22 protein-coding genes and 1 riboswitch are annotated in these 19,389 nt (G+C 73.0%); of the genes, 10 read left to right on the top strand and 12 right to left on the bottom strand.

All coding sequences use genetic code 11. The features are described 5' to 3' along the window. The first annotated feature begins 45 nt into the window (after positions 1–45). From AC07F3_RS28830 to AC07F3_RS28815, 4 genes are read left to right on the top strand one after another with little or no spacing between them, the layout of a single operon-like run. The gene (locus AC07F3_RS28830) at positions 46–279 is read left to right on the top strand and encodes a hypothetical protein (protein ID WP_114036065.1); all 234 of its coding nucleotides are present in this window, start codon (positions 46–48) and stop codon (positions 277–279) included. 59 nt (positions 280–338) lie between these two features. Beyond that, positions 339–1,127 carry an SURF1 family cytochrome oxidase biogenesis protein gene (locus AC07F3_RS28825; RefSeq protein WP_479117331.1) on the top strand — a complete coding sequence of 263 codons (789 nt, stop codon included), beginning with the start codon at positions 339–341 and terminating at the stop codon, positions 1,125–1,127. Between the two features lie 30 nt (positions 1,128–1,157). Then, positions 1,158–2,966, top strand: coding sequence for a glycoside hydrolase family 15 protein (locus tag AC07F3_RS28820; RefSeq protein WP_479117330.1), 1,809 nt, complete (start codon positions 1,158–1,160; stop codon positions 2,964–2,966). Positions 2,967–2,970: 4 nt separating this feature from the next. Further along, the gene (locus tag AC07F3_RS28815; RefSeq protein WP_479117329.1) at positions 2,971–3,726 is read left to right on the top strand and encodes an SDR family oxidoreductase; all 756 of its coding nucleotides are present in this window, start codon (positions 2,971–2,973) and stop codon (positions 3,724–3,726) included. Positions 3,727–4,227: 501 nt separating this feature from the next. Here the strand turns inward: AC07F3_RS28815 and amaP are convergent. Genes amaP through AC07F3_RS28790 form a run of 5 tightly spaced genes read right to left on the bottom strand, consistent with a single transcriptional unit; the run spans position 4,228 to position 6,601 of the window. Beyond that, complete coding sequence (gene amaP, locus AC07F3_RS28810; RefSeq protein WP_479117328.1) at positions 4,228–4,806, bottom strand: alkaline shock response membrane anchor protein AmaP; 579 nt, start codon at positions 4,804–4,806, stop codon at positions 4,228–4,230. 3 nt (positions 4,807–4,809) lie between these two features. Further along, a complete protein-coding gene (locus tag AC07F3_RS28805; protein WP_479117327.1) occupies positions 4,810–5,502 on the bottom strand; it encodes a DUF6286 domain-containing protein in 693 nt (230 codons plus the stop codon). Next, positions 5,499–5,849, bottom strand: a complete 351-nt coding sequence (locus AC07F3_RS28800) for an Asp23/Gls24 family envelope stress response protein (protein ID WP_479117326.1) — start codon at positions 5,847–5,849, stop codon at positions 5,499–5,501. The genes AC07F3_RS28805 and AC07F3_RS28800 overlap by 4 nt, the downstream gene beginning before the upstream one ends. 3 nt (positions 5,850–5,852) lie before the next feature. Beyond that, the gene (locus tag AC07F3_RS28795; protein WP_479117325.1) at positions 5,853–6,044 is read right to left on the bottom strand and encodes a hypothetical protein; all 192 of its coding nucleotides are present in this window, start codon (positions 6,042–6,044) and stop codon (positions 5,853–5,855) included. Between the two features lie 59 nt (positions 6,045–6,103). After that, positions 6,104–6,601 carry an Asp23/Gls24 family envelope stress response protein gene (locus AC07F3_RS28790; RefSeq protein ID WP_479117324.1) on the bottom strand — a complete coding sequence of 166 codons (498 nt, stop codon included), beginning with the start codon at positions 6,599–6,601 and terminating at the stop codon, positions 6,104–6,106. 86 nt (positions 6,602–6,687) lie between these two features. Here AC07F3_RS28790 and AC07F3_RS28785 point away from each other — a divergent pair, with 86 nt between their 5' ends. Then, positions 6,688–7,356 (top strand): hypothetical protein, encoded by a 669-nt coding sequence (locus AC07F3_RS28785; RefSeq protein WP_479117323.1) that lies wholly within the window; start codon positions 6,688–6,690, stop codon positions 7,354–7,356. Between the two features lie 50 nt (positions 7,357–7,406). Here the strand turns inward: AC07F3_RS28785 and AC07F3_RS28780 are convergent, their stop codons facing one another. The 4 genes from AC07F3_RS28780 to AC07F3_RS28765 form a co-directional block, all read right to left on the bottom strand. After that, on the bottom strand, positions 7,407–8,207 hold the full coding sequence (locus tag AC07F3_RS28780; RefSeq protein ID WP_479117322.1) for an enoyl-CoA hydratase/isomerase family protein: 801 nt from the start codon (positions 8,205–8,207) through the stop codon (positions 7,407–7,409). A 148-nt stretch (positions 8,208–8,355) separates the two neighbouring features. After that, complete coding sequence (locus tag AC07F3_RS28775; RefSeq protein ID WP_006123601.1) at positions 8,356–8,577, bottom strand: helix-turn-helix domain-containing protein; 222 nt, start codon at positions 8,575–8,577, stop codon at positions 8,356–8,358. 375 nt (positions 8,578–8,952) lie between these two features. After that, positions 8,953–10,551 (bottom strand): ABC-F family ATP-binding cassette domain-containing protein, encoded by a 1,599-nt coding sequence (locus tag AC07F3_RS28770; RefSeq protein WP_114035939.1) that lies wholly within the window; start codon positions 10,549–10,551, stop codon positions 8,953–8,955. A gap of 95 nt (positions 10,552–10,646) precedes the next feature. Beyond that, positions 10,647–11,345: a hypothetical protein gene (locus tag AC07F3_RS28765; protein WP_479117321.1), complete on the bottom strand. Its 699-nt coding sequence runs from the start codon at positions 11,343–11,345 to the stop codon at positions 10,647–10,649. Positions 11,346–11,493: 148 nt separating this feature from the next. Between AC07F3_RS28765 and ypfJ the strand changes: the two genes are divergently transcribed. Together ypfJ and AC07F3_RS28755 are read left to right on the top strand one after the other, a co-directional pair. Then, on the top strand, positions 11,494–12,387 hold the full coding sequence (ypfJ, locus tag AC07F3_RS28760; protein ID WP_479117320.1) for a KPN_02809 family neutral zinc metallopeptidase: 894 nt from the start codon (positions 11,494–11,496) through the stop codon (positions 12,385–12,387). A gap of 90 nt (positions 12,388–12,477) precedes the next feature. Continuing rightward, positions 12,478–12,867 (top strand): VOC family protein, encoded by a 390-nt coding sequence (locus AC07F3_RS28755; RefSeq protein ID WP_479117319.1) that lies wholly within the window; start codon positions 12,478–12,480, stop codon positions 12,865–12,867. 117 nt (positions 12,868–12,984) lie between these two features. Here AC07F3_RS28755 and AC07F3_RS28750 read toward each other — a convergent pair whose 3' ends face one another. From AC07F3_RS28750 to AC07F3_RS28740, 3 genes are all read right to left on the bottom strand, one after another. Next, entirely contained in the window at positions 12,985–14,328 is a 1,344-nt protein-coding gene (locus AC07F3_RS28750) for a hypothetical protein (RefSeq protein ID WP_479117386.1), read from the bottom strand. A gap of 355 nt (positions 14,329–14,683) precedes the next feature. Continuing rightward, positions 14,684–15,811 carry an alpha/beta hydrolase gene (locus AC07F3_RS28745; RefSeq protein WP_479117318.1) on the bottom strand — a complete coding sequence of 376 codons (1,128 nt, stop codon included), beginning with the start codon at positions 15,809–15,811 and terminating at the stop codon, positions 14,684–14,686. Between the two features lie 69 nt (positions 15,812–15,880). Then, the gene (locus AC07F3_RS28740; protein WP_479117317.1) at positions 15,881–16,534 is read right to left on the bottom strand and encodes a class II aldolase/adducin family protein; all 654 of its coding nucleotides are present in this window, start codon (positions 16,532–16,534) and stop codon (positions 15,881–15,883) included. 110 nt (positions 16,535–16,644) lie between these two features. Between AC07F3_RS28740 and AC07F3_RS28735 the strand changes: the two genes are divergently transcribed. The 3 genes from AC07F3_RS28735 (at position 16,645) to AC07F3_RS28725 (ending at position 19,077) form a co-directional block, all read left to right on the top strand. Continuing rightward, complete coding sequence (locus AC07F3_RS28735; protein ID WP_479117316.1) at positions 16,645–17,418, top strand: lysozyme; 774 nt, start codon at positions 16,645–16,647, stop codon at positions 17,416–17,418. A 130-nt stretch (positions 17,419–17,548) separates the two neighbouring features. After that, on the top strand, positions 17,549–18,817 hold the full coding sequence (locus AC07F3_RS28730) for an inorganic phosphate transporter (protein ID WP_479117315.1): 1,269 nt from the start codon (positions 17,549–17,551) through the stop codon (positions 18,815–18,817). A 32-nt stretch (positions 18,818–18,849) separates the two neighbouring features. Continuing rightward, positions 18,850–19,077 (top strand): hypothetical protein, encoded by a 228-nt coding sequence (locus AC07F3_RS28725; protein WP_479117314.1) that lies wholly within the window; start codon positions 18,850–18,852, stop codon positions 19,075–19,077. A gap of 101 nt (positions 19,078–19,178) precedes the next feature. Continuing rightward, positions 19,179–19,317, top strand: a riboswitch (cobalamin riboswitch). Positions 19,318–19,389: the final 72 nt, after the last annotated feature.

Below are 19,389 nucleotides of genomic sequence, written 5' to 3'. Positions count from 1 at the left end.
CGCGGCGCCCACCGCGTGCGCCGCGCACCCCTCACCCTGTGGCGCATGGCACGTTGCGAGGTCTGCGGAAACGACTACGGGATGTCCTTCGAGGTGCACGCGCAGGGCGCGGTGCACGTCTTCGACTGCTTCTCGTGCGCCATCCACCGCATGGCGCCCATCTGTGAACACTGCCGGGTCCAGATCATCGGCCAGGGGGTCGAGGTCGAGGGCGCGTGGTACTGCGGAGCGCACTGCGCCCGCGCGGAGGGAAAGGCGGGCATCGTCGACAAGGTCTGACCCCTCCCCCGGCCCACCCCCCTCAGCGCACCCCATGGCCCGAGTTGTACGGTCATGGGGTGTACCGCTTCCTGTTGTCCCGGCAGTGGGTGCTCGTCACCCTCCTGGCCCTCGCTCTCATCCCCACGATGATCGAGCTCGGCTTCTGGCAGCTGCACCGCCACGAGCACAAGGTCGCGCAGAACACGCTCATCGCCGACAACCTCAAGGCCAAGCCGGTCCCGGTGACCGACCTCACCTCGCCGGGCCACACCGTCCCGCGTTCGGACTACTGGCGCCAGGTCACCGCCACCGGCACCTACGACCCCGCGCACGAGGTCGTCGTACGGCGCAGGACCGCGGCCGACGGCCGGGTCGGATACCACGTGCTCACCCCGTTCGTCCTGGACGGCGGCCAGACCGTGCTGATCAACCGGGGCTGGATCGCCGACAACGGCAACCAGCTGGACTTCCCGAAGATCCCCCCGCCGCCCGCGGGCAAGGTCACGGTCACCGGCCGGCTGATGGCCGACCAGACGACCGCGGCCAGCGGCATCAAGGACGTCAAGGGCCTGCCGCCGCGCCAGGTGATGCTGATCAGCAGCGCCCAGCAGGCCAAGGCGCTGGGCCGTACGGTGCTCGGCGGCTACATCGAACAGACCGCCCCCGAGACCCCCGACAACTCCCCCGAGCTGATCCCGGCCCCCGACGACAGCTCGATCGGCCCGCACATGGCGTACGCCGTTCAGTGGTGGCTCTTCTCGGCCGCGGTACCGGTCGGCTGGTTCATCCTCGTACGGCGCGAGAAGCAGGACCGTGAAGCGGCGGCGGCCCAGCCGGCGGCCGCGCCCGAACCCGCGGCTGCTTAGCGGATTGCCCGGCCGGGAACACGCCATGGCGTGACGTCACGTACTCAACGCATCGAGGACTACGCCCTCATCGGCGACCTCCAGACCGCGGCCCTGGTCGGGCTCGACGGATCGATCGACTGGCTCTGTCTGCCCCGCTTCGACTCCGCGGCCTGCTTCGCGGCGCTGCTCGGTGACGAGAACAACGGCCACTGGCGGATCGCCCCGGCCGAGGCGGGCCCCGCGGGGCGGTGCACCCGGCGCGCCTATGTGGAGGACACCCTCGTCCTGGAGACGTTCTGGGAGACCCGCACCGGCACGGTGAAGGTCATCGACTTCATGCCCCAGCGCGACCGGGCCCCCGACGTCGTGCGCATCGTGGAGAGCCTCAGCGGGACCGTCGAGATGGACGCCGTCCTGCGGCTGCGTTTCGACTACGGCCATGTGGTGCCCTGGATGCGGCGCGCGGACGGGCACCGGGTGGCGATCGCCGGCCCCGATTCAGCCTGGCTGCGCAGCGACCCCGAGGTCAAGACGTGGGGCCAGCACATGAGCACGCGCTCGTCGTTCACCGTCGACGAGGGGGAGCGGGTGGCGTTCGTCCTCACCTGGCACGCCTCGCACCAGCCCCGCCCCGACCTCGTGGACCCGTACGAATCCCTGGAGCAGTCGCTCGCCGACTGGCGGGAGTGGGCGGGCCGCTGCCGCTACCAGGGCCCCTACCGGGACGCGGTGATCCGCTCCCTGATCACCCTCAAGGCCCTCACCTACGCCCCCACCGGCGGCATCGTGGCGGCCGCCACGACCTCGCTGCCCGAGGAGATCGGTGGCGTACGCAACTGGGACTACCGCTACTGCTGGCTGCGCGACTCCACCCTCACCCTCGAAGCGCTCCTGTCGGCGGGCTATCTGGAGGAGGCCGCCGACTGGCGGGACTGGCTGCTGCGCGCCGTCGCGGGCGACCCGGCCGACCTCCAGATCATGTACGGGCTCGCGGGAGAGCGCAGGCTCCCCGAGGCCGAACTCCCTTGGCTGAAGGGCTACTTGGGGTCCACTCCGGTACGGATCGGCAACGCCGCCGTCGAGCAGCTCCAGCTCGACGTGTACGGCGAGGTCATCGACTCGCTCTACCTGGCGCGCAAGGCGGGCCTCAAGAGCGAGGGGCACGCCTGGAACCTCCAGCTCAGCCTGCTCGGCTTCCTGGAGGCACGGTGGCGCGAGCCGGACGAGGGGCTGTGGGAGGTGCGCGGGCCGCGGCGGCACTTCGTCCACTCGAAGGTCATGGCCTGGGTCGCCGCGGACCGCGCGGTGCGCACCCTGGAGGCCGAGCCCAAACTGCGCGGGGCGGCCGGGCGCTGGCGCAGGATGCGCGACGACGTGCACCGGGAGGTGTGCGAGAAGGGCTTCGACCCGGTCCGCAACACCTTCACCCAGGCGTACGGCTCTCGGGAGCTGGACGCGGCGACCCTGCTCATCCCCCGCGTCGGCTTCCTGCCGCCGGACGACCCGCGGGTGGTGGGCACCGTCGACGCGGTGCGGGCCGAGCTCGGCCTGCACGGCTTCCTGCGCCGCTACAGCACCGACGGCACCACCGTGGACGGCCTGCCCGGCGACGAGGGCACCTTCCTGGTGTGCTCGTTCTGGCTCGCGGACGCGCTGCGCCTGACCGGCCGCGAGGAGGAGGCCCGGGAGCTCTTCGAGCGGCTCCTCGCGCTCCGCAACGACGTGGGGCTGCTCGCCGAGGAGTACGACCCGTTGGCCCGGCGCCAGCTCGGCAACTTCCCGCAGGCCTTCAGCCACATCGGGCTCGTCGCCACCGCCTGCGCCCTGGAGCCGGAGTGCGAGAAGGGGGCAGGATAGACGCATGGATCTTGGACTGAAGGACCGCGTGTACATCGTCACCGGGGCCTCGCGGGGCCTCGGCCTGGCGGCCGCCTCCGCGCTCGTCGCGGACGGGGCGAAGGCCGTCATCACCGGGCGCGACGAGAAGACCCTGAAGGAGGCCGCCGCCGCACTCGGCCCGGGCGCCCTCCCGGTGACCTCCGACAACGCCGACCCCGCGGCGGCGGCCCGGCTGATCGCCGCCGCCCGCGAGCACTTCGGGCGCTTCGACGGCGTGCTGATCAGCGTGGGCGGGCCCGCGCCGGGCTTCGTCGCGGACAACACCGACGAGCAATGGCAGTCCGCGTTCGAGTCGGTCTTCCTCGGCGCGGTCCGCATCGCCCGGATGGCGGCCGAGGAACTCGACGCGGGCGGCGTGATCGGCTTCGTCCTCTCGGCCTCCGTCCACGAGCCGATCCCCGGGCTCACCATCTCCAACGGCCTGCGCCCGGGCCTCGCGGGCTTCGCCAAGTCGCTTGCGGACGAGCTGGGGCCGCGCGGCATCCGGGTGGTCGGGCTCGCTCCGTCCCGCATCGACACGGACCGGGTGCGCCAGCTCGACGAGCTCTCCGGCGACGCGGAGGCGACCCGTGCGGGGCACGAGGCCCGCATTCCGCTGCGGCGCTACGGCACGCCGGAGGAGTTCGGGCGGGCGGCGGCGTTCCTGCTCTCCCCCGCGGCGTCGTACCTGACCGGCATCGTGCTGCCGGTGGACGGCGGCGCGCGCCACGGCTTCTGACTTCCTGCCGCGTCCCTCAGGCGCCGGGGGGCTGATCTTTTCGGCAGCTCCCCCGGCCGCTGCGGGCCCCCAACGGAACGCCCGCTCGCCCCGTTCCCTCGCCCTCCCAGCCCCCTTTTGACCACGACCCGAGCGTGGCTGCGGCCCCGACCCCCTTCGGCCGCGGACCGTGCTCGCTTCTCGCGCAGTTCCCCGCGCCCCTAACCCCCTTCGGCCTCCCACCGTGCATGGTTGCTCGCGCAGTTCCTCGCGCCCCCAACCCCCTTCGGCCGCGGACCGTGCTCGCTTCTCGCGCAGTTCCCCGCGCCCCTAACTGCACCGGTGCTGGCCCGCATGAGCAACCTCAGCCCGTCATGGGGGTCCCCCCTGGCCCTTAAGGCCTTGGGGGAGTTTGAGGACGAGCGCCCTTTAGGCGCGAACGGGGTCTGGGGCGGAGCCCCAGGAGCGCACTTCAACCCCCGGAGGGTCTCGGGGAGGGGCGGGGTGGGGAAAAAGGCGCGCTCAACTGACGCGCCGCGCCCGGTGTTTGACCGCCCGGAGGCGAACCTCGGCAGGCAGCTCCGCCAGCCCCGCGGAGTCCCGCGCATGGGCCAGCGCCTCACCCGAGAGCCGCGCGAGCGCCCCCGCGGGCTGCGCATGCGGCTCCAGGAGCAGCGAGACCCGCGCGGCGGGAGCGGCCCGGCGTCCGACGAGGACGACCTGGGCCCGGGACACCCCGTCGAGCCCCTCCGCCTCCCCGGCGAGGACCGCCTCCAGGGCCCGGCCCCGCAGCAGCGCGCCCTCCCCGTCCCCGGAGTCCACCAGGACCTCGGCGAGCCGGGCCCGGCGCAGCTGGGCGAGCAGCCACCACAGCGCGAGCAGGACGATCAGCGCCAGGACGGCGATGACCACCGGCCACCACCAGCCCTGGTCGTTCCAGTGGTCCCGGCGGGACCTGCTCAGGAGTACGTCGGTCCTGCCGTGCCAGGGCCACCAGGAGGGCACGCCGAGCCCGAGCCCGGCGGCGAGCACCGCCCCGCCCGCGAGGAACAGCACGAGCCCGAGGAGGCCGAGCACCACCCGGTTGACGGTTCGCAGCATGGCTCAGCCCTTCCGCACCGGGCGGCTCACGTGGACCGCGAGCCCGGGCGGCCCGGCAAGGCCCAGCTCCCGGATGCCCGCGCCCAGCGCCGCGTCCAAGTCGGCCCGTACGTCGTCGAGTTCACGGAAGTGCGACAGGGCGCGCACCACGACCCGGGCGCGCCCCATGCGCACCCGTACCGACTGGACACCCGCCACTTCCATGGCCCGGTCGCGCAGCACGAGCGCCGCCGCGTCCCGGTCGAGTCCGGCGCGCACGGCAGCCGATTCGCGCCGCATCGGCAGGATGCTCCGCAGCCCCGGCGTGAGGGCGAGCACGATGAGCCAGAGGCCGATCAGGGCCACCACGCCCGCGCCCGCGAGCACGGCCACGTCGTCGACGGGGCGGTCCGCCAGCCAGTCGGCGAGCCGGACCCGCCAGCGCATCGCGTGACGGTGGGCGCGTACGGCGGCGATGTCGTAGAGGAAGAGGCCGGAGGCGGCCAGCACCACGACCGCGAGCAGTCCGGCGGGCACCCGGCGTACCGACCAGAACCGGCCGGCCCTGCCGCCTTCGCCCTCGGCGAGGACGGGCACGGCGTCGTAGTCGGCGGCCGAGGCCGACTGGTCGAGCCCTGAGGCGCCCGCCGAATCGACGCTCTGCTCGATCACGGGCAGCCGCTGGGTGCTGTTGTCGCCTTCGTGCGGCTGGCTCATCGGATCCTCCCCCGGTCCGCCGCGCCCGCGCCGGCCGCGTGCAGACGCTCGATCTGCACCGCCACTTCGGGCACCTCCATCCCCGCCAACGCCCTTACCCGCTCGGCGACTTGGTGACGCACCGCGCGGCACTGGCCGCCCAGGTCCCCGGGATAGCCGAGTTCGACGCTGACGCGTACCCGGGCGGATTCCTGGTGCACGGTGACGGTCGCGTGCGGCGGGGCGCCGCCTTGGGGGATCTCGTCGAGCGCCTCCCTGGCCGCCTGCGCGGCGATCTTCGCGACGACCCGGTCGGCGATACGGGTGGCGCCGCGCTCGGCGGGCTCGATCCCTCCGGCCACCGCCATGGGTCAGCGCCGCCGGTCGCCGCGGTCACGGGGGCGGAAGAAGTCGCCGGGTTCGAGGTCGCCCTCCAGGAACCGGCCCACCACGAAGCCGATCGCGCCGAGCGCCGCGACCAGCAGGAATGCCCCGAAGCCGCCGAAGTATCCGGCGAAGCCGAGCGCCATGCCGGCCATCAGGCCGACCACCGCCATGCCCATGCTGAGCTCCTCGGTCCGATGCGTTGCGAACGTTGCGATGCGGGGGAACGCCGTGCTTCCTACTGGAGCCGGGACTCCGGCTCCTCGTCCTCGTCGTCGGGCAGCTTCACATCGCTGACCGCGATGTTGACCTCGACGACTTCCAGGCCCGTCATCCGCTCGACGGCCGAGATGACGTTCTCCCGCACATCGCGGGCGACTTCGGCGATGGACACGCCGTACTCGACGACGATTTCGAGGTCGAGCGCGGTCTGCACCTCGCCCACCTCGGCCTTCACCCCTCGGGTGACCGCCGACTTGCCGCCGGGCACGCGGTCCCTGACCGCCCCGAACGTACGGGACAGGCCGCTGCCCATGGCGTGTACGCCCATGACGTCGCGGGCCGCGAGGCCGGCGATCTTCTCGACCACGCCGTCGGCGATGGTGGTGCGGCCGCGGCCGCCCGGATCGCCGCCGCCCCGCTTGGTGACCGATGTCTTCTTGGCCTGCTCGACCGCTTCGCCCGCCGGATCGCCGACGGATGTGCCGGGCCGACCGCGCTGTGGGGTGTCACTCATGACCGTTGTCCCTTCACCTTGGACTCCATTGCCCACATTAAGTGCGGTTGCCCCGACTCGCGCCCTCGATGCGGCAGGCTGGGGCCATGACGGGTGACAGCTGGAGTTCCGCGGTACGCCGCAGGCTGGGCCTGGGCCGCCTGCTCGCGCTGGGTGGTCCTCAGGACGGCGTATGGGTGACAGAACGGGCGGCGGCCTCGGTCCTGGGGGCCGCGGCGGCGGCGCTGCCGGGGCTGGCGGTGACGTCCCTGCGGCTCGCCCCGGCAGCGCCGGAGGAGGGGGCTGAACCGGTGGTCCCGGCGCCGCCGACGGCCCTGCCGCCGGGACCGGTCCGCGTCTCGGCCGAGCTCGCGGCCCTGGGCGGACAGCCGCTGCCGGAGCTCACGGCGCGCCTGCGGGAGGCGCTGTTCACGGCGGCGGACGAACGGCTCGGCCTGGTCGTCTCGGACATCGACCTCCGGGTGACGGCACTGCTCGACGCCCTCCCGGATGCCTCGCCCGGCGGTCCTTCGCCCGGCCCTGCCGCGCCTCCCGCGGGTGCGGCCGCCGCGGCCGCGCTCGCGACCCCGGGCGTCGCGCACCTGACGTCCGAGCTGGGCCCGCCGGTGGACACCACGGGTGGCCATGTGCGGGTGGAGCTGGCGACCGGACCCGCCCGCCACCCGTTGGAGGTGGCCAGGGCGGCGCGCGCCGCGGTGGCGCGGGCCGTGCCGGAGGCGGATTCGGTGGCCGTGCTGGTCACGTGGGCCGGCTGACGCTCCGCGAACAGCCTCGGCCCGCCCACGGCCACCAGAGGGTGACCGGTTCAGTCGGAGAGCCCGGCCAGGTCCCGCAGCCGACGGGCCTGGGCCGCGCGCTCGGCCACCCGCTGCTCCTCGTAGTCCCGCCCGCTCGCGCCCCGCAGCAGCGCCTTGGTCTCGACCACGGCGTCACGCGGCGCGGCCAGCAGCGCGCCCGCCAAGTCACGTACGGCGGAGTCGAGTTCGTCGGCGGGCACGGCGAGGTTGGCCAGGCCGACGCGCTCGGCCTCCTCGGCACCGACGAAGCGGCCGGTGGCGCAGATTTCGAGCGCGCGGGCGTAGCCGACGAGTCCGACCAGCGGATGCGTACCCGTCAGGTCGGGGACGAGCCCGAGGCTGGTCTCGCGCATGGCGAACTGCACGTCCTGGGCGACGACCCGCAGGTCACAGGCCAGGGCGAGCTGGAAACCGGCACCGATCGCGTGCCCCTGGACGGCCGCGATCGACACGATGTCGTTGCGGCGCCACCAGGTGAACGCCTCCTGGTACGCGGCGATCTCCGCGTCGAGGTCCTCGTCGGAGCCGCGCGCGAGGTCGATGAACGACGGCTCGCCGTCGAAGCCTTCGGGAGTGAAGGCCTGGCGGTCGAGGCCCGCGGAGAAGGACTTGCCCTCGCCGCGCAGCACGACGACACGAACGCTGCCCGGGAGCGACCGACCGGCCTGTGCCAACGCCCGCCACAGAGCGGGAGACTGGGCGTTGCGCTTGGCCGGGTTGGTCAGGGTCACCGTGGCGACCGCGTCGTCGACGGAGAGCCGGACGCCGTCCTTGTCGAATACCTCACGTGCGGATGCGGACGTAGCCATGGAGCGCCTCCGGGTCAGTGGCCGTCAGTGAATGACCGCGTCGGCGGTCATTAAGTGACTGCACAGTAACCACCCGGTCGACCGCTGGGCCGACCGGGTGGCCACCACCGGACCCGGTGGGCCACAGGAGCTGTCCGGAACCGCCTCGTCAGGCCGAGGCGGCCTTCTTGCCCCGTGTCGCTCCGCCGCGTCCACGGAGAGTGACCCCGGACTCGCTGAGCATCCGGTGGACGAATCCGTAGGACCGGCCGGTTTCCTCGGCCAGCGCCCGGATGCTCGCACCGGAGTCGTACTTCTTCTTCAGGTCTGCCGCGAGCTTGTCGCGCGCGGCGCCGGTTACCCGGCTGCCCTTCTTCAGAGTCTCGGCCACCCGTGCCTCCTCATGGGAAGTGCGCTCTGGACTTCTCATGATCACCCCTCCCGGGCTTCCTGGCCACCCATTCGGCAAGGTCCGTCCAACAAGCTTCCGGGCGCGAGCGGCCGCCCAGCGGGCCGGAATATCGCATTCCGGCTGGCCGGGGACATATCGCGAGCGATAAGTCGAGACGAAGCGCCAGGTCAGCGCTGTGTTCCGGGTCACACACGGAAAAAGGCCCGCCCTGCAGGGGGCGAACCTTGATCCCGCACAGGACACACCGGGGTACGAGACGCACTCACTCAGATTGAGGATCACGCGTGAGCCGAATGATCCATACGCAGTGGATCAGCGGATGGATCATGCACCGATCCGCCCCGGAGCCCCCGGTCAGGCGAGGGCGACCAGGTCCGCGTAGTCCGGGCCCCACAGGTCCTCGACGCCGTCCGGCAGCAGGATGATGCGCTCGGGCTGGAGCGCCTCGACGGCGCCCTCGTCGTGCGTGACCAGGACGACGGCGCCCTTGTAGGTGCGCAGCGCGCCCAGGATCTCCTCGCGGCTGGCCGGGTCGAGGTTGTTGGTGGGCTCGTCGAGCAGCAGGACGTTGGCGGACGAGACGACGAGGGTGGCGAGCGCCAGACGGGTCTTCTCACCGCCGGACAGGACCCCGGCGGGCTTGTCGACGTCGTCGCCGGAGAAGAGGAACGAACCGAGCGTCTTGCGCACCTCGACCAGGTCCAGGTCCGGCGCGGAGGAGCGCATGTTCTCCAGGACCGTGCGGTCCGGGTCGAGCGTCTCGTGCTCCTGCGCGTAGTAGCCCATCTTCAGGCCGTGGCCCGGGGTGACCTCGCCGGTGTCCGGCTTCTCGGCCCCGGCGAGCAGCCGCAGCAGGGTGGTCTTTCCAGCACCGTTCAGTCCGAGGATGACGACGCGCGAGCCCTTGTCGATGGCCAGGTCGACATCGGTGAAGATCTCCAGCGACCCGTACGACTTCGACAGGCCCTCGGCGGTCAGCGGCGTCTTGCCGCACGGCGCGGGCTCGGGGAAGCGCAGCTTGGCGACCTTGTCCGAGACGCGGACCGCCTCCAGGCCGGAGAGCAGCCGCTCGGCGCGCTTGGCCATGTTCTGCGCGGCGACGGTCTTGGTGGCCTTGGCGCGCATCTTGTCGGCCTGCGAGTTGAGGGCCGCGGCCTTCTTCTCGGCGTTCTGGCGCTCGCGCTTGCGGCGCTTCTCGTCGGCCTCGCGCTGCTGCTGGTAGAGCTTCCAGCCCATGTTGTAGACGTCGATCTGGGCGCGGTTGGCGTCCAGGTAGAACACCTTGTTGACGACCGTCTCGACGAGGTCGACGTCGTGGGAGATCACGATGAAGCCGCCGCGGTAGGTCTTGAGGTAGTCGCGCAGCCAGACGATCGAGTCGGCGTCGAGGTGGTTGGTCGGCTCGTCGAGGAGCAGGGTGTCGGCGTCCGAGAAGAGGATGCGGGCGAGCTCGATGCGGCGGCGCTGACCGCCGGAGAGCGTGTGCAGGGGCTGGCCGAGCACCCGGTCGGGCAGGCCGAGGGCGGCGGCGATGGTGGCGGCCTCGGCCTCGGCGGCGTACCCGCCCTTGGTGAGGAACTCGGTCTCCAGGCGCTCGTACTTCTTCATCGCCTTCTCGCGGGTGGCGCCCTTGCCGTTCGCCATGCGGTCCTCGTTCTCGCGCATCTTGCGCAGGACTTCGTCGAGGCCGCGGGCGGACAGGATGCGGTCGCGGGCGAGCACGTCGAGGTCGCCGGTGCGCGGGTCCTGCGGCAGATAGCCGACCTCGCCCGAGCTCGTGATGGTGCCGGCGGCCGGGATGCCCTCGCCGGCCAGGCACTTGGTGAGGGTGGTCTTGCCTGCTCCGTTGCGGCCGACGAGGCCGATGCGGTCGCCCTTGGCGACGCGGAAGGACGCGGACTCGATGAGGACTCGGGCGCCGGCGCGCAGCTCGATGCCGGTGGCGGTGATCACGGAAAGACTCCAGGGCGGTGTGGACGGCGGACGGGAGGGGGCTCGCGGAGGTCTACGCCGCCTAATGCACAAGGAGAATTGCCATGAGGCCAATTCTAACTGGGTCGCGCAACCCGGTTTCCGCCGCCGTCGCTCCGCCGCTGACCTGGGAGGTCGTTGCCCAGCGGGGTACGGCCGGGGGTGATCTTGCCGAGAGCGTCGACCGCGGCCAGTTCCCGGCTCCAGGCGACCCGGCCGCGGCAGGGCTGGGCGAGCAGCAGCACCCCGCCGGTGTGCGCGGTGCGTCCGGGGTCGAAGGCGCATCCCTCGCGGGCGGGCAGCAGCCAGCGCAGGTCGCCGTCGGCGGCCCGGAAGGCGCTGACGCGCCGGGGGGTCACGACGGCGAGCATGCCCGCGTCGGCGTCGAGCGGCTGGAGCACCCCGGCGGCGCGCTCGGGCCGGCCCGTCAGCCAGGCGCCGAGGCCGGGCACCGCCCGGTGCCAGCGGACCCGGTGGGCCCCGGTGTCGGTGACCATGCCGTCGGCCCAGAGGGCGAAGGCGTGCCCGGGCGCGCGGTACAGGGCGAGCGGCCGGCTGCCCTGCCTCCCGTACGTCCATCCGCGGGCCCCGGTGCCGGGGTCGTACGCCTCGACGGCCGCGCCCCGGATCCGTACCGCCGACGGATCCGTGCCGGTCGCCGCGAGGGCTACGAAGTGGTCGCCGTAGGGGGCCCGGTCGACGTGCTGGGCCGCGGTGACCAGCGGCAGGGCGAGTACGGCGGCGACGGCGGCCAGCGCGAGACGGGTCCGGTCCATGACGCGCAGAGCGTATCGGCCGACGTAATAAAACGGGCGTAGCGCAATGAACCGATTGATACTCGGGGTGGCTTTGCCGATACTCAGGGTGACCTTGAGCGGGCCGCCCCGACGGATCGGCCCGGGTGAGACAGAGAGTGGTGCGCCCATGCAGTTCGACGACGACGCCAATCTGGACACGTCCGAGGTCGACGATGTGCGCGGCAGCCGGATCCCGGGCGGCCGGGCCACCGTCGGAGGCGGGATCGTCGGCCTCATCGCGCTGCTCCTCGGCCTGTTCTTCGGCGTGGGCCCGGAGCAGCTCGGCCTCTCCTCGGGCGACACCGCGCCGGGCGCGAGCTCCTCGTCGCAGGCCCAGGTGAACCAGAGTTGCCGCACCGGTGCGGACGCCAACACCAAGGAGGACTGCCGGATCGTCGCGGTGGTCAACAGCGTGCAGGACTACTGGGGCCAGGAGTTCCCCCGACGCGGCGGCAAATACTCCCCCGCCCGGACGGTCTTCTTCACCAACCGGGTCAACACCGCCTGTGGCGCGGCCACTTCGGCGGTCGGGCCCTTCTACTGCCCCGGCGACCGGCAGGTCTATCTCGACCTCGGCTTCTTCACCGAACTGCGCACCAAGTTCGGCTCCAGCGGCGGGCCGTTCGCGCAGGCCTACGTGGTCGCGCACGAGTACGGCCACCACATCCAGAACCTGATGGGCACCCTGCAGAAGTCGCAGGACGGGCGGCAGGGCGCCAACAGCAACGCGGTGAAGGTGGAGTTGCAGGCCGACTGCTACGCCGGGGTGTGGGCGCACCACGCCACGACGACTCCCGACAAGTCGACCGGCCGCCCGCTCATCTCCCGGCTCACCGGACAGGACATCAAGGACGGCCTCGACGCGGCGGCCGCGGTCGGCGACGACCGGATCCAGCAGAAGTTCCAGGGCCGCGTCACCCCGGAGACCTGGACGCACGGCTCGGCGCAGCAGCGCCAGCAGTGGTTCTACACCGGTTACCAGACGGGCGACATGGCCCGCTGCGACACCTTCGCGCGGTGAAACCGGGCGTCCGGGGGCGTTGTCAGTGCCGGGTGCAACACTGAGATCCAGGTCACAGTCAGCGGCTTGGACGCGGAAGGAGCGAGCGGCATGAGCGTATGTCCGACGATTCTCTACGGGGACGCGAAAGCGGCGATCCGCCAGCTCAAGGACGCCTTCGGCTTCACCGAGGTGTGCGTGTACGAGGGCGAGGGCGGCAGCGTGACGCACGCCGAGCTGTCCTACGGGACCGGCGTCGTGATGGTCGGCTCCAAGGGGCGCGGCGGCCTCTTCGACCGGACGATGGCGAACGCGGGCCCGGCGGGGGTGTACGTGGTGGTGGGCGATGTGGACGCGCACCACAAGCGCGCCGCCGAGCAGGGGGTGGAGATCCTGATGGAGCCCACGGACCAGGACTACGGCGGGCGGGACTACATGGCGCGGGACGCGGAGGGCAACGTGTGGAGCTTCGGGACGTACGCGCCGGGCAGCGCGGAGTAGGCGGCGGGGCCGGGCGCCTCGGGCACGGTCAACCGGTCGGCGCACAGGGCGAGTTGAGGGCGCGGGACGGGCCGCCCTTGGGGGCGGGCGGCTGTCGCTACGCGCGTCGCGCCGTCGCTATACGGAACCAGTGTGGACCTGGAAGGCGGCGCGACGGACCGCCTTGGCCAGGGCCGGGTCGGGGTGTGCCGCGGCGAGCGCGACGAGGACCTGCACGGTGCGGGGGTGTCCGACCGTGCGCACCTCGTCGAGCAGCGCGGGCACCGTGCCCTGCACCGCCGAGTCGAGGTGGCGTACGAGCAGTTCGCTCTCGCCGTGGTCGGCCACGGCGGCGGCCGTGTCGACCCACAGCCAGGTGGACTCCTCGCGGGTGAGGACGCTCAGCACGTCCTCGGGGTCGCCGCCCTCGTACTCGGCGAGCCAGAGCAGGGCGTAGGGGCGCAGGCAGGTCTCCGTGGCGGCGGCGCGCACGGCGGCCTCGGCGGGCGCGCCCACGACCCGCAGCGCCTCGAAGGCGAGCCCGCGCAGCAGGGCGTCGTCGCCCCGGGCCACGTCGAGCAGTTCGGTGACGGCGCTGCCGACGGTGCGCGCGGCGGTCCAGGCGCGGTACTCGGCACGGGCCGGGCCCGGGGTGAGGCCCGCGCAGCCGCGCAGCATGTCCTCGGCGGACTGCTCGATGTTCCCGGCCGGGCTCTGCGCGGCGACGCAGATCTGCTCCAGCTTGACCCAGACCGCCCAGTTGCCGAGCGGGGTCAGGGTGGCCTGGTCCTCACCGAGGACGAGCGCGCCGACCGCGGCGAGACCGGCCAGGGCCCAGCCGAGGAGGTGCGGAAGGAGCGGCGGCAGGGCCACGGGGTCGGGCTGGGGGCCGTAGGGGACCTCGCAGCGTTCCTCGCGGAGCTCGGCGACGCGCTGTTCGAGCAGGTCGAGCAGGGCCGGCACGAGGACGGGCCCGTGCGAGAGCTGGAGGAGGGAGAGCAATTGCGGGACGGCCTCGACAACCTCGGCGACCGCGGTGGGGGCGATGTCGTCCGGGGCGGGATGGACCAGCGACCAGGCGTCGAACAGGGCGACCCAGCCGCGCAGGACGGCCGCGTCGTCGCGGTCCCACGCGCGCAGCCGCCAGCCGGGCCGCACGGTCGCGCCGTGCAGCTCGACCAGTCCGGCGAGCCGGGCCCGGTCCCAGCCGGCCCGCACCTGACCCGGTGTCAGCCCCAGTGCGGCGGCGGCCCGCTCGGCGACCGGGGCGGGCAGCGGTCCCGGCCGGTCCGGTCCGGGAGCGGCGCCGCGGGCGCGCTCGGCGTCGATCCAGCGGGCCACGCGCACGGCGTCGGCGAGCACCGCCCTGGCGTGGCGGGCCAGTTCGCCGGCGGCCGGGGTGCCGGCGGGCGGCCGGGGAGCCGACCGCCCGCGCCGGTCGGTCGCGGCTCTGCGGGCGGCGGCGAGCGGCCGGGCCTGCATCGGGTGCGGGGCGCGGACAAGCCGCAGTCTGGAGTCGCGCGGCAACTTCTCTTCAGGCTTCCGGGACGTCACGCAGGCAGTCTTCCCCGTCACCGGCCGAAAGCCCAAACGGAACCGGCCGACCCCGGCACACCGGGGGCCGCCGGGACAGCTGGGGGTCCGGGGAACCGCCCCGCCGGGGAACACCGCCCCGCCGGCGCCCGAAAAGACCAAGCGGAACCGGCCGGCCCCACCGCGCCGGAGACCGCCGGGGCCGCCGGTGCCCGGAGACCGCCTCCCGCAGGGCCACGCCACCGTCACCACCGGAAAGGCGAAACGGAACCGTCCGATCCCGGCGCGACGGGGTCGCCGGGTCTCACATGAGGGGGGTCAGGAAGCGGCGCAGGGCTTCTTCGTAGCGGGACGGGTCGGCGTTCCACATGGCGGCGTGGGGTGCCTGCGCGACAGTGTGCAGGGTGATCAGTTCCGGCCGCCGGGCGGCGAGTTCGCGAGACGGCCCCCAGGGGGCGAGGGTGTCGTCGGGGCCGTGGAAGAGCAGCGTCGGCACGTTCAGCGCCCTGGGGTCGACGGCTTCCTGGAGGCGGTCGCCGTGGATGCCGGTGCGGCCCTGGGCGGCCCGGACGGCGAGCGGCAGCAGGGGGCCCGGAGTGCGGCGCGCCGAGGCGAGGGCCTTGAGGGTGAACTCCCAGTCCAGCACCGGCGAGTCGAGGACGATGCCGCTGACGCGCTCGCGCAGGGGCGAGTGGGCGGCGGCGCGCAGGGCCATGGTGGCGCCGGTGGACCAGCCGTGCAGGATGACCCGCCGGGCCCCGGACCGCAGGGCGTAGCGGATCGCGGCGTCGAGGTCGCGCCACTCGGAGTCGCCCAGGTGGCCGAGGCCGTCCGGGGACGAGGGCGCCCCGTCGTCGCCCCGGTAGGCGAGGAGGAGTACGGGCAGCTGCTGGCGTCGCAGGAACTCCAGGACGTTCAGCGGGTGTTCGCGGGTGGTGCCGAGGCCGTGCGCGGCAATCACCCAGGTGGCACGGTCGCCGGGCACCAACCAGGCGGGCAGCGGCCCGAGTTCACCAGGGACCTCGACGTCCTGGTGGTCGATGCCGAGCGCGGTGGACGGGGTGCCGTGGTGCACCTGCGGGGTGAGCCGCACCCGGTCCCCCGCCGCCAGGGCGCCGCGGGTGACCCGCTCCAGACGGCGTACGACCGTGTCGGCGGTGTGCGGGGCGCCGTCGAGGATGTCTCCGACGACGGCGTGCGCGTCCTCGGACTCCAGCCCGTACCTGCCCGGGCGCAGCGCCTCGAGCGAGCGGGTCAGGGTGACGCGGCCGGGCGCGGTGGCGTGCACGGTCAGCGTGCGGTCGGTGGGCAGCGGTCTGCCCGGCGGCGCCTTGAGGGCCGCGTCGCTGGCGTAGCGTCCGGCGACGACCGCTGCCGCACCGATGCCGAGGAGTGTGGTGACGGCCGCTGCCGTCTTCGTCGCGGGGCGCACCTCTTCAGTCTCGGGGCGGGGGCGCCAACGTGCCAGTGGGCGGGGCCCGGCGGGGCGGCGCCGACCCGGCTACGGCTGCCCGTAGCCGCGCAGCCGTTCGGCGACCTCGTCGAGCTGGGCGGGGCTGAGCAGGCTCGGGGCGCGGCCGGGCAGCGCCGCGGCGGTGAGCCAGACCCGGCACATCCACTCCAGTTGGGCGGTGCGGTCATAGGCCTGGGCGAGGCCGCTCCCGTAGGTGACGGTTCCGTGGTTCTGGAGGAGACAGCCGGTGCGGCCCCGCAGGGCGCCCAGCATGTTCTCGGCCAACTCCTCGCTGCCGTACAGCGCGTAGGGGGCGACCCGGACCGGGCCGCCGAGGGCGGCGGCCATGTAGTGGACGAGGGGCAGCTCGGTCACCAGGGTGGACACGGCCGTGGCGTGCACGGCGTGGGTGTGGACGACGGCGCGCGCGTCGGTGTTCCGGTACACGGCGAGGTGCATCGGGGTCTCGCTGGTGGGCCGGAGCGTGCCCCTGACCTGGCGGCCTTCGAGGTCGACGGCGACGGTGTCGGCGGGCCCGAGCAGGTCGTAGGGGACGCCCGTCGGGGTGACCAGGATCAGCTCGCCCACCCGGACCGACACGTTGCCCGAGGTGCCGACGACCAGCCCTTCGGCCGCGGTCCTGCGCGCGGTGTCGACCAGTTCGGCCCATGCGTCGGCGGTCGCCGTGTCGTCGTCGCTCATGCGGCCGATCCTGCCAGGGCGGGAGCGGCCGGGGCACGCGGGCCGAAACGTGATCTTCCACTAGCCTCTGGGTGCTTTGTGCCGTAACACCGCAATTCTGGGGGGACATCATGGCCCGTGACCGCAATCCGTTCCCGCCCCGGGCGCGGGCCGCGCTCACGGCGTCCGTGGCCGCGGCCGTCCTCGGCTGTGCGGCGCTCACGGCGCTGCCCGGTGCGTCGGCCGCGGACAAGCCGCTCGGCCACGACGTGTCCTCGCACCAGAGGAACGTCGACTGGGGTTCGGCGAAGGGCCGCGGGGCGTCCTTCGTCTATGTGAAGGCGACCGAGTCGACCTCGTACCGCAACCCCTACTTCGGGCAGCAGTACGACGGCGCCCGGCAGGCGGGGCTGGTCCGGGGGGCCTATCACTTCGCGGTGCCCGACCAGTCGTCCGGCCGGGTTCAGGCCGACTTCTTCGTGCGCAACGGGGGCGGCTGGTCGGCCGACGGCTGGACGCTGCCGCCCGCGGTCGACCTGGAGCACAACCCGTACGGCAAGGACGCCAAGGGCGGCAGCGGCGACAAGTGCTACGGCCTGAAACCCGCCGCGATGACCGCCTGGATCGCCGGGTTCAGCGACGAGGTGCTGCGGCGCACGGGACGGCGGCCGGTGATTTACACGACCGCCGGATGGTGGAACGCCTGCACCGGCCGCAGCCGGGCCTTCGCCGCGGCCCATCCCCTCTGGCTCGCCCGGTACGCGAGCACGCCGGGCGCGCTGCCGGCGGGCTGGTCGTACTGGACGTTCTGGCAGTACGAGAACGGGAGCGGGAGCCTGCCGGGTGACCAGAATCTCTTCAACGGCACGTCCGAGCAGTTGAGGCGGTTCGCGGCCGGGCGGTGAACGGGCTCGCCGGCCCGGCGGGCGGCGAGAAGTGGCCACGGACACCATCGCGCCCGCCCCAGTTCATCTTCCGTTCACTCAGGTTACTTACGTTCGTCCAGCCACTGACGTCGAACGATTGCCTGGGTAAATGGAACACATCACGCTGCTGCTCGCGATTGTGATCGTGACAGCTCTCGTGTTCGATTTCACGAACGGTTTCCATGACACCGCCAACGCGATGGCCACCACCATCTCGACCGGCGCCCTGAAGCCCAAGACGGCGGTCGCCATGTCCGCCGCGCTCAACCTGGTCGGCGCGTTCCTGTCGGTGGAGGTCGCCAAGACGATCTCCGGCGGGATCATCGACGAGAAAGGCATCAGAACCGAGGTCATCTTCGCGGCCCTCGTCGGTGCCATCCTGTGGAACCTGCTGACCTGGCTGCTCGGGCTGCCGTCCAGCTCCTCGCACGCCCTGTTCGGCGGCCTCATCGGCGCCGCGGTCATGTCGGCCGGCTGGTCCTCGGTCAACGGCTCCACCGTCGTCACCAAGGTGCTGCTCCCCGCCGTCGCCGCCCCGATCGTCGCGGGCATCGCCGCGATGCTGGCCACCCGGCTGACGTACCGGATCAACCGGAACACCGACGAGAAGGCCACCGCCAAGGGCTACCGTGCGGGCCAGATCGCCTCGGCCGGCCTCGTCTCGCTCGCCCACGGCACCAACGACGCCCAGAAGACGATGGGCATCATCACCCTCGCCCTGGTGACCGGCGGCGTGCTGCACCCGGGCTCGAACCCCCCGCTGTGGGTCATCGTGTCGGCCGGTCTTGCCATCGCGATGGGCACCTACATCGGCGGCTGGCGCATCATCCGCACCATGGGCAAGGGCCTCACCGAGCTCCGCCCGCCGCAGGGCTTCGCCGCCCAGACCGGTGCCGCCACCGTCATCCTGGCCTCCTCGCACATCGGCTTCTCGCTCTCCACCACCCAGGTCTGCTCGGGCTCCGTCATGGGCGCGGGCCTCGGCCGCAAGGGCGGTGTGGTCCGCTGGTCCACCGCGACCCGCATGGCCGTCGCCTGGGTCCTGACGCTGCCGGCCGCCGCCCTGGTCGGCGCGGGTGCCGAGTTCCTCACCAAGCAGGGCCCCTGGGGCATCGTCGCCGTCGCCATCCTCCTGATCGCCGGTTCCGGCACCATCTGGAAGCTGTCGCGCCGCCAGCCGGTCGACCACCACAACGTCACCGCCGACGAGATCGGCGCGGCCTCCGAGGCCGAGCCCGCCGGCGTCGTCACCACCGCGATCGCCGCGGTCACCCCGCCCCCGACCGGCGCGGCCGTCGCGGCCACCGACCTCAAGGCCACGATCCAGGCCCCGGCCCCGGTGACCCCCGCCGACCCGCCCACCCCGGCGACGGTCTGACCCCGGTCCTCCGGCACAGCTAAGGAATCCTCATGCACATCGACTGGGCAGCTCTCGGCTCCGTCTTCGGCGTCAGCCTCGCGGTGACCGTCGGCCTGGTGGGCCTGTTCACCCTCGGCATCGTCGGCCTCAGCAAGCGCGAGGCGGCGGCATCCGGCACCGCCAGCGGCGCCCCGGCCGTGGCCCGCACCGGCGCGTACGCCTGCTTCGCGCTCTGCGCGGCGGCCGTGGCGTACGGGATCTATCTGATCGTCGCCTGACCCACAGGCACCATCCGAGCCGCCCTCCGGCCTGTGCCGGGGGGCGCTTCGCTGTGGCACCACCCACTCTCTCGCGCCGCAGGTCAACAGCAAGTTGACGGGTGTTCTCGCAGCGTGGTGGACTGCACCGGCCAGCTACGGCGGCAGAAGAGGAAGCCGGTGCGAATCCGGCGCGGTCCCGCCACTGTCACCGGGGAGTGATCCCCGTGAGCCAGGAACTCTCACCGCCGGTCACGTCGAACCAGGGCGCGGACACCCTGAGTGAGGACATACCGCCATGCGCGCCTGCCAGTTGAGACTTTCCGGACCTTC

The organism is Streptomyces sp. NPDC045846 (assembly GCF_056431605.1).
Note: the sequence above shows the minus strand (reverse complement) of the source record. Positions and strands in the feature narration are given on the sequence as shown.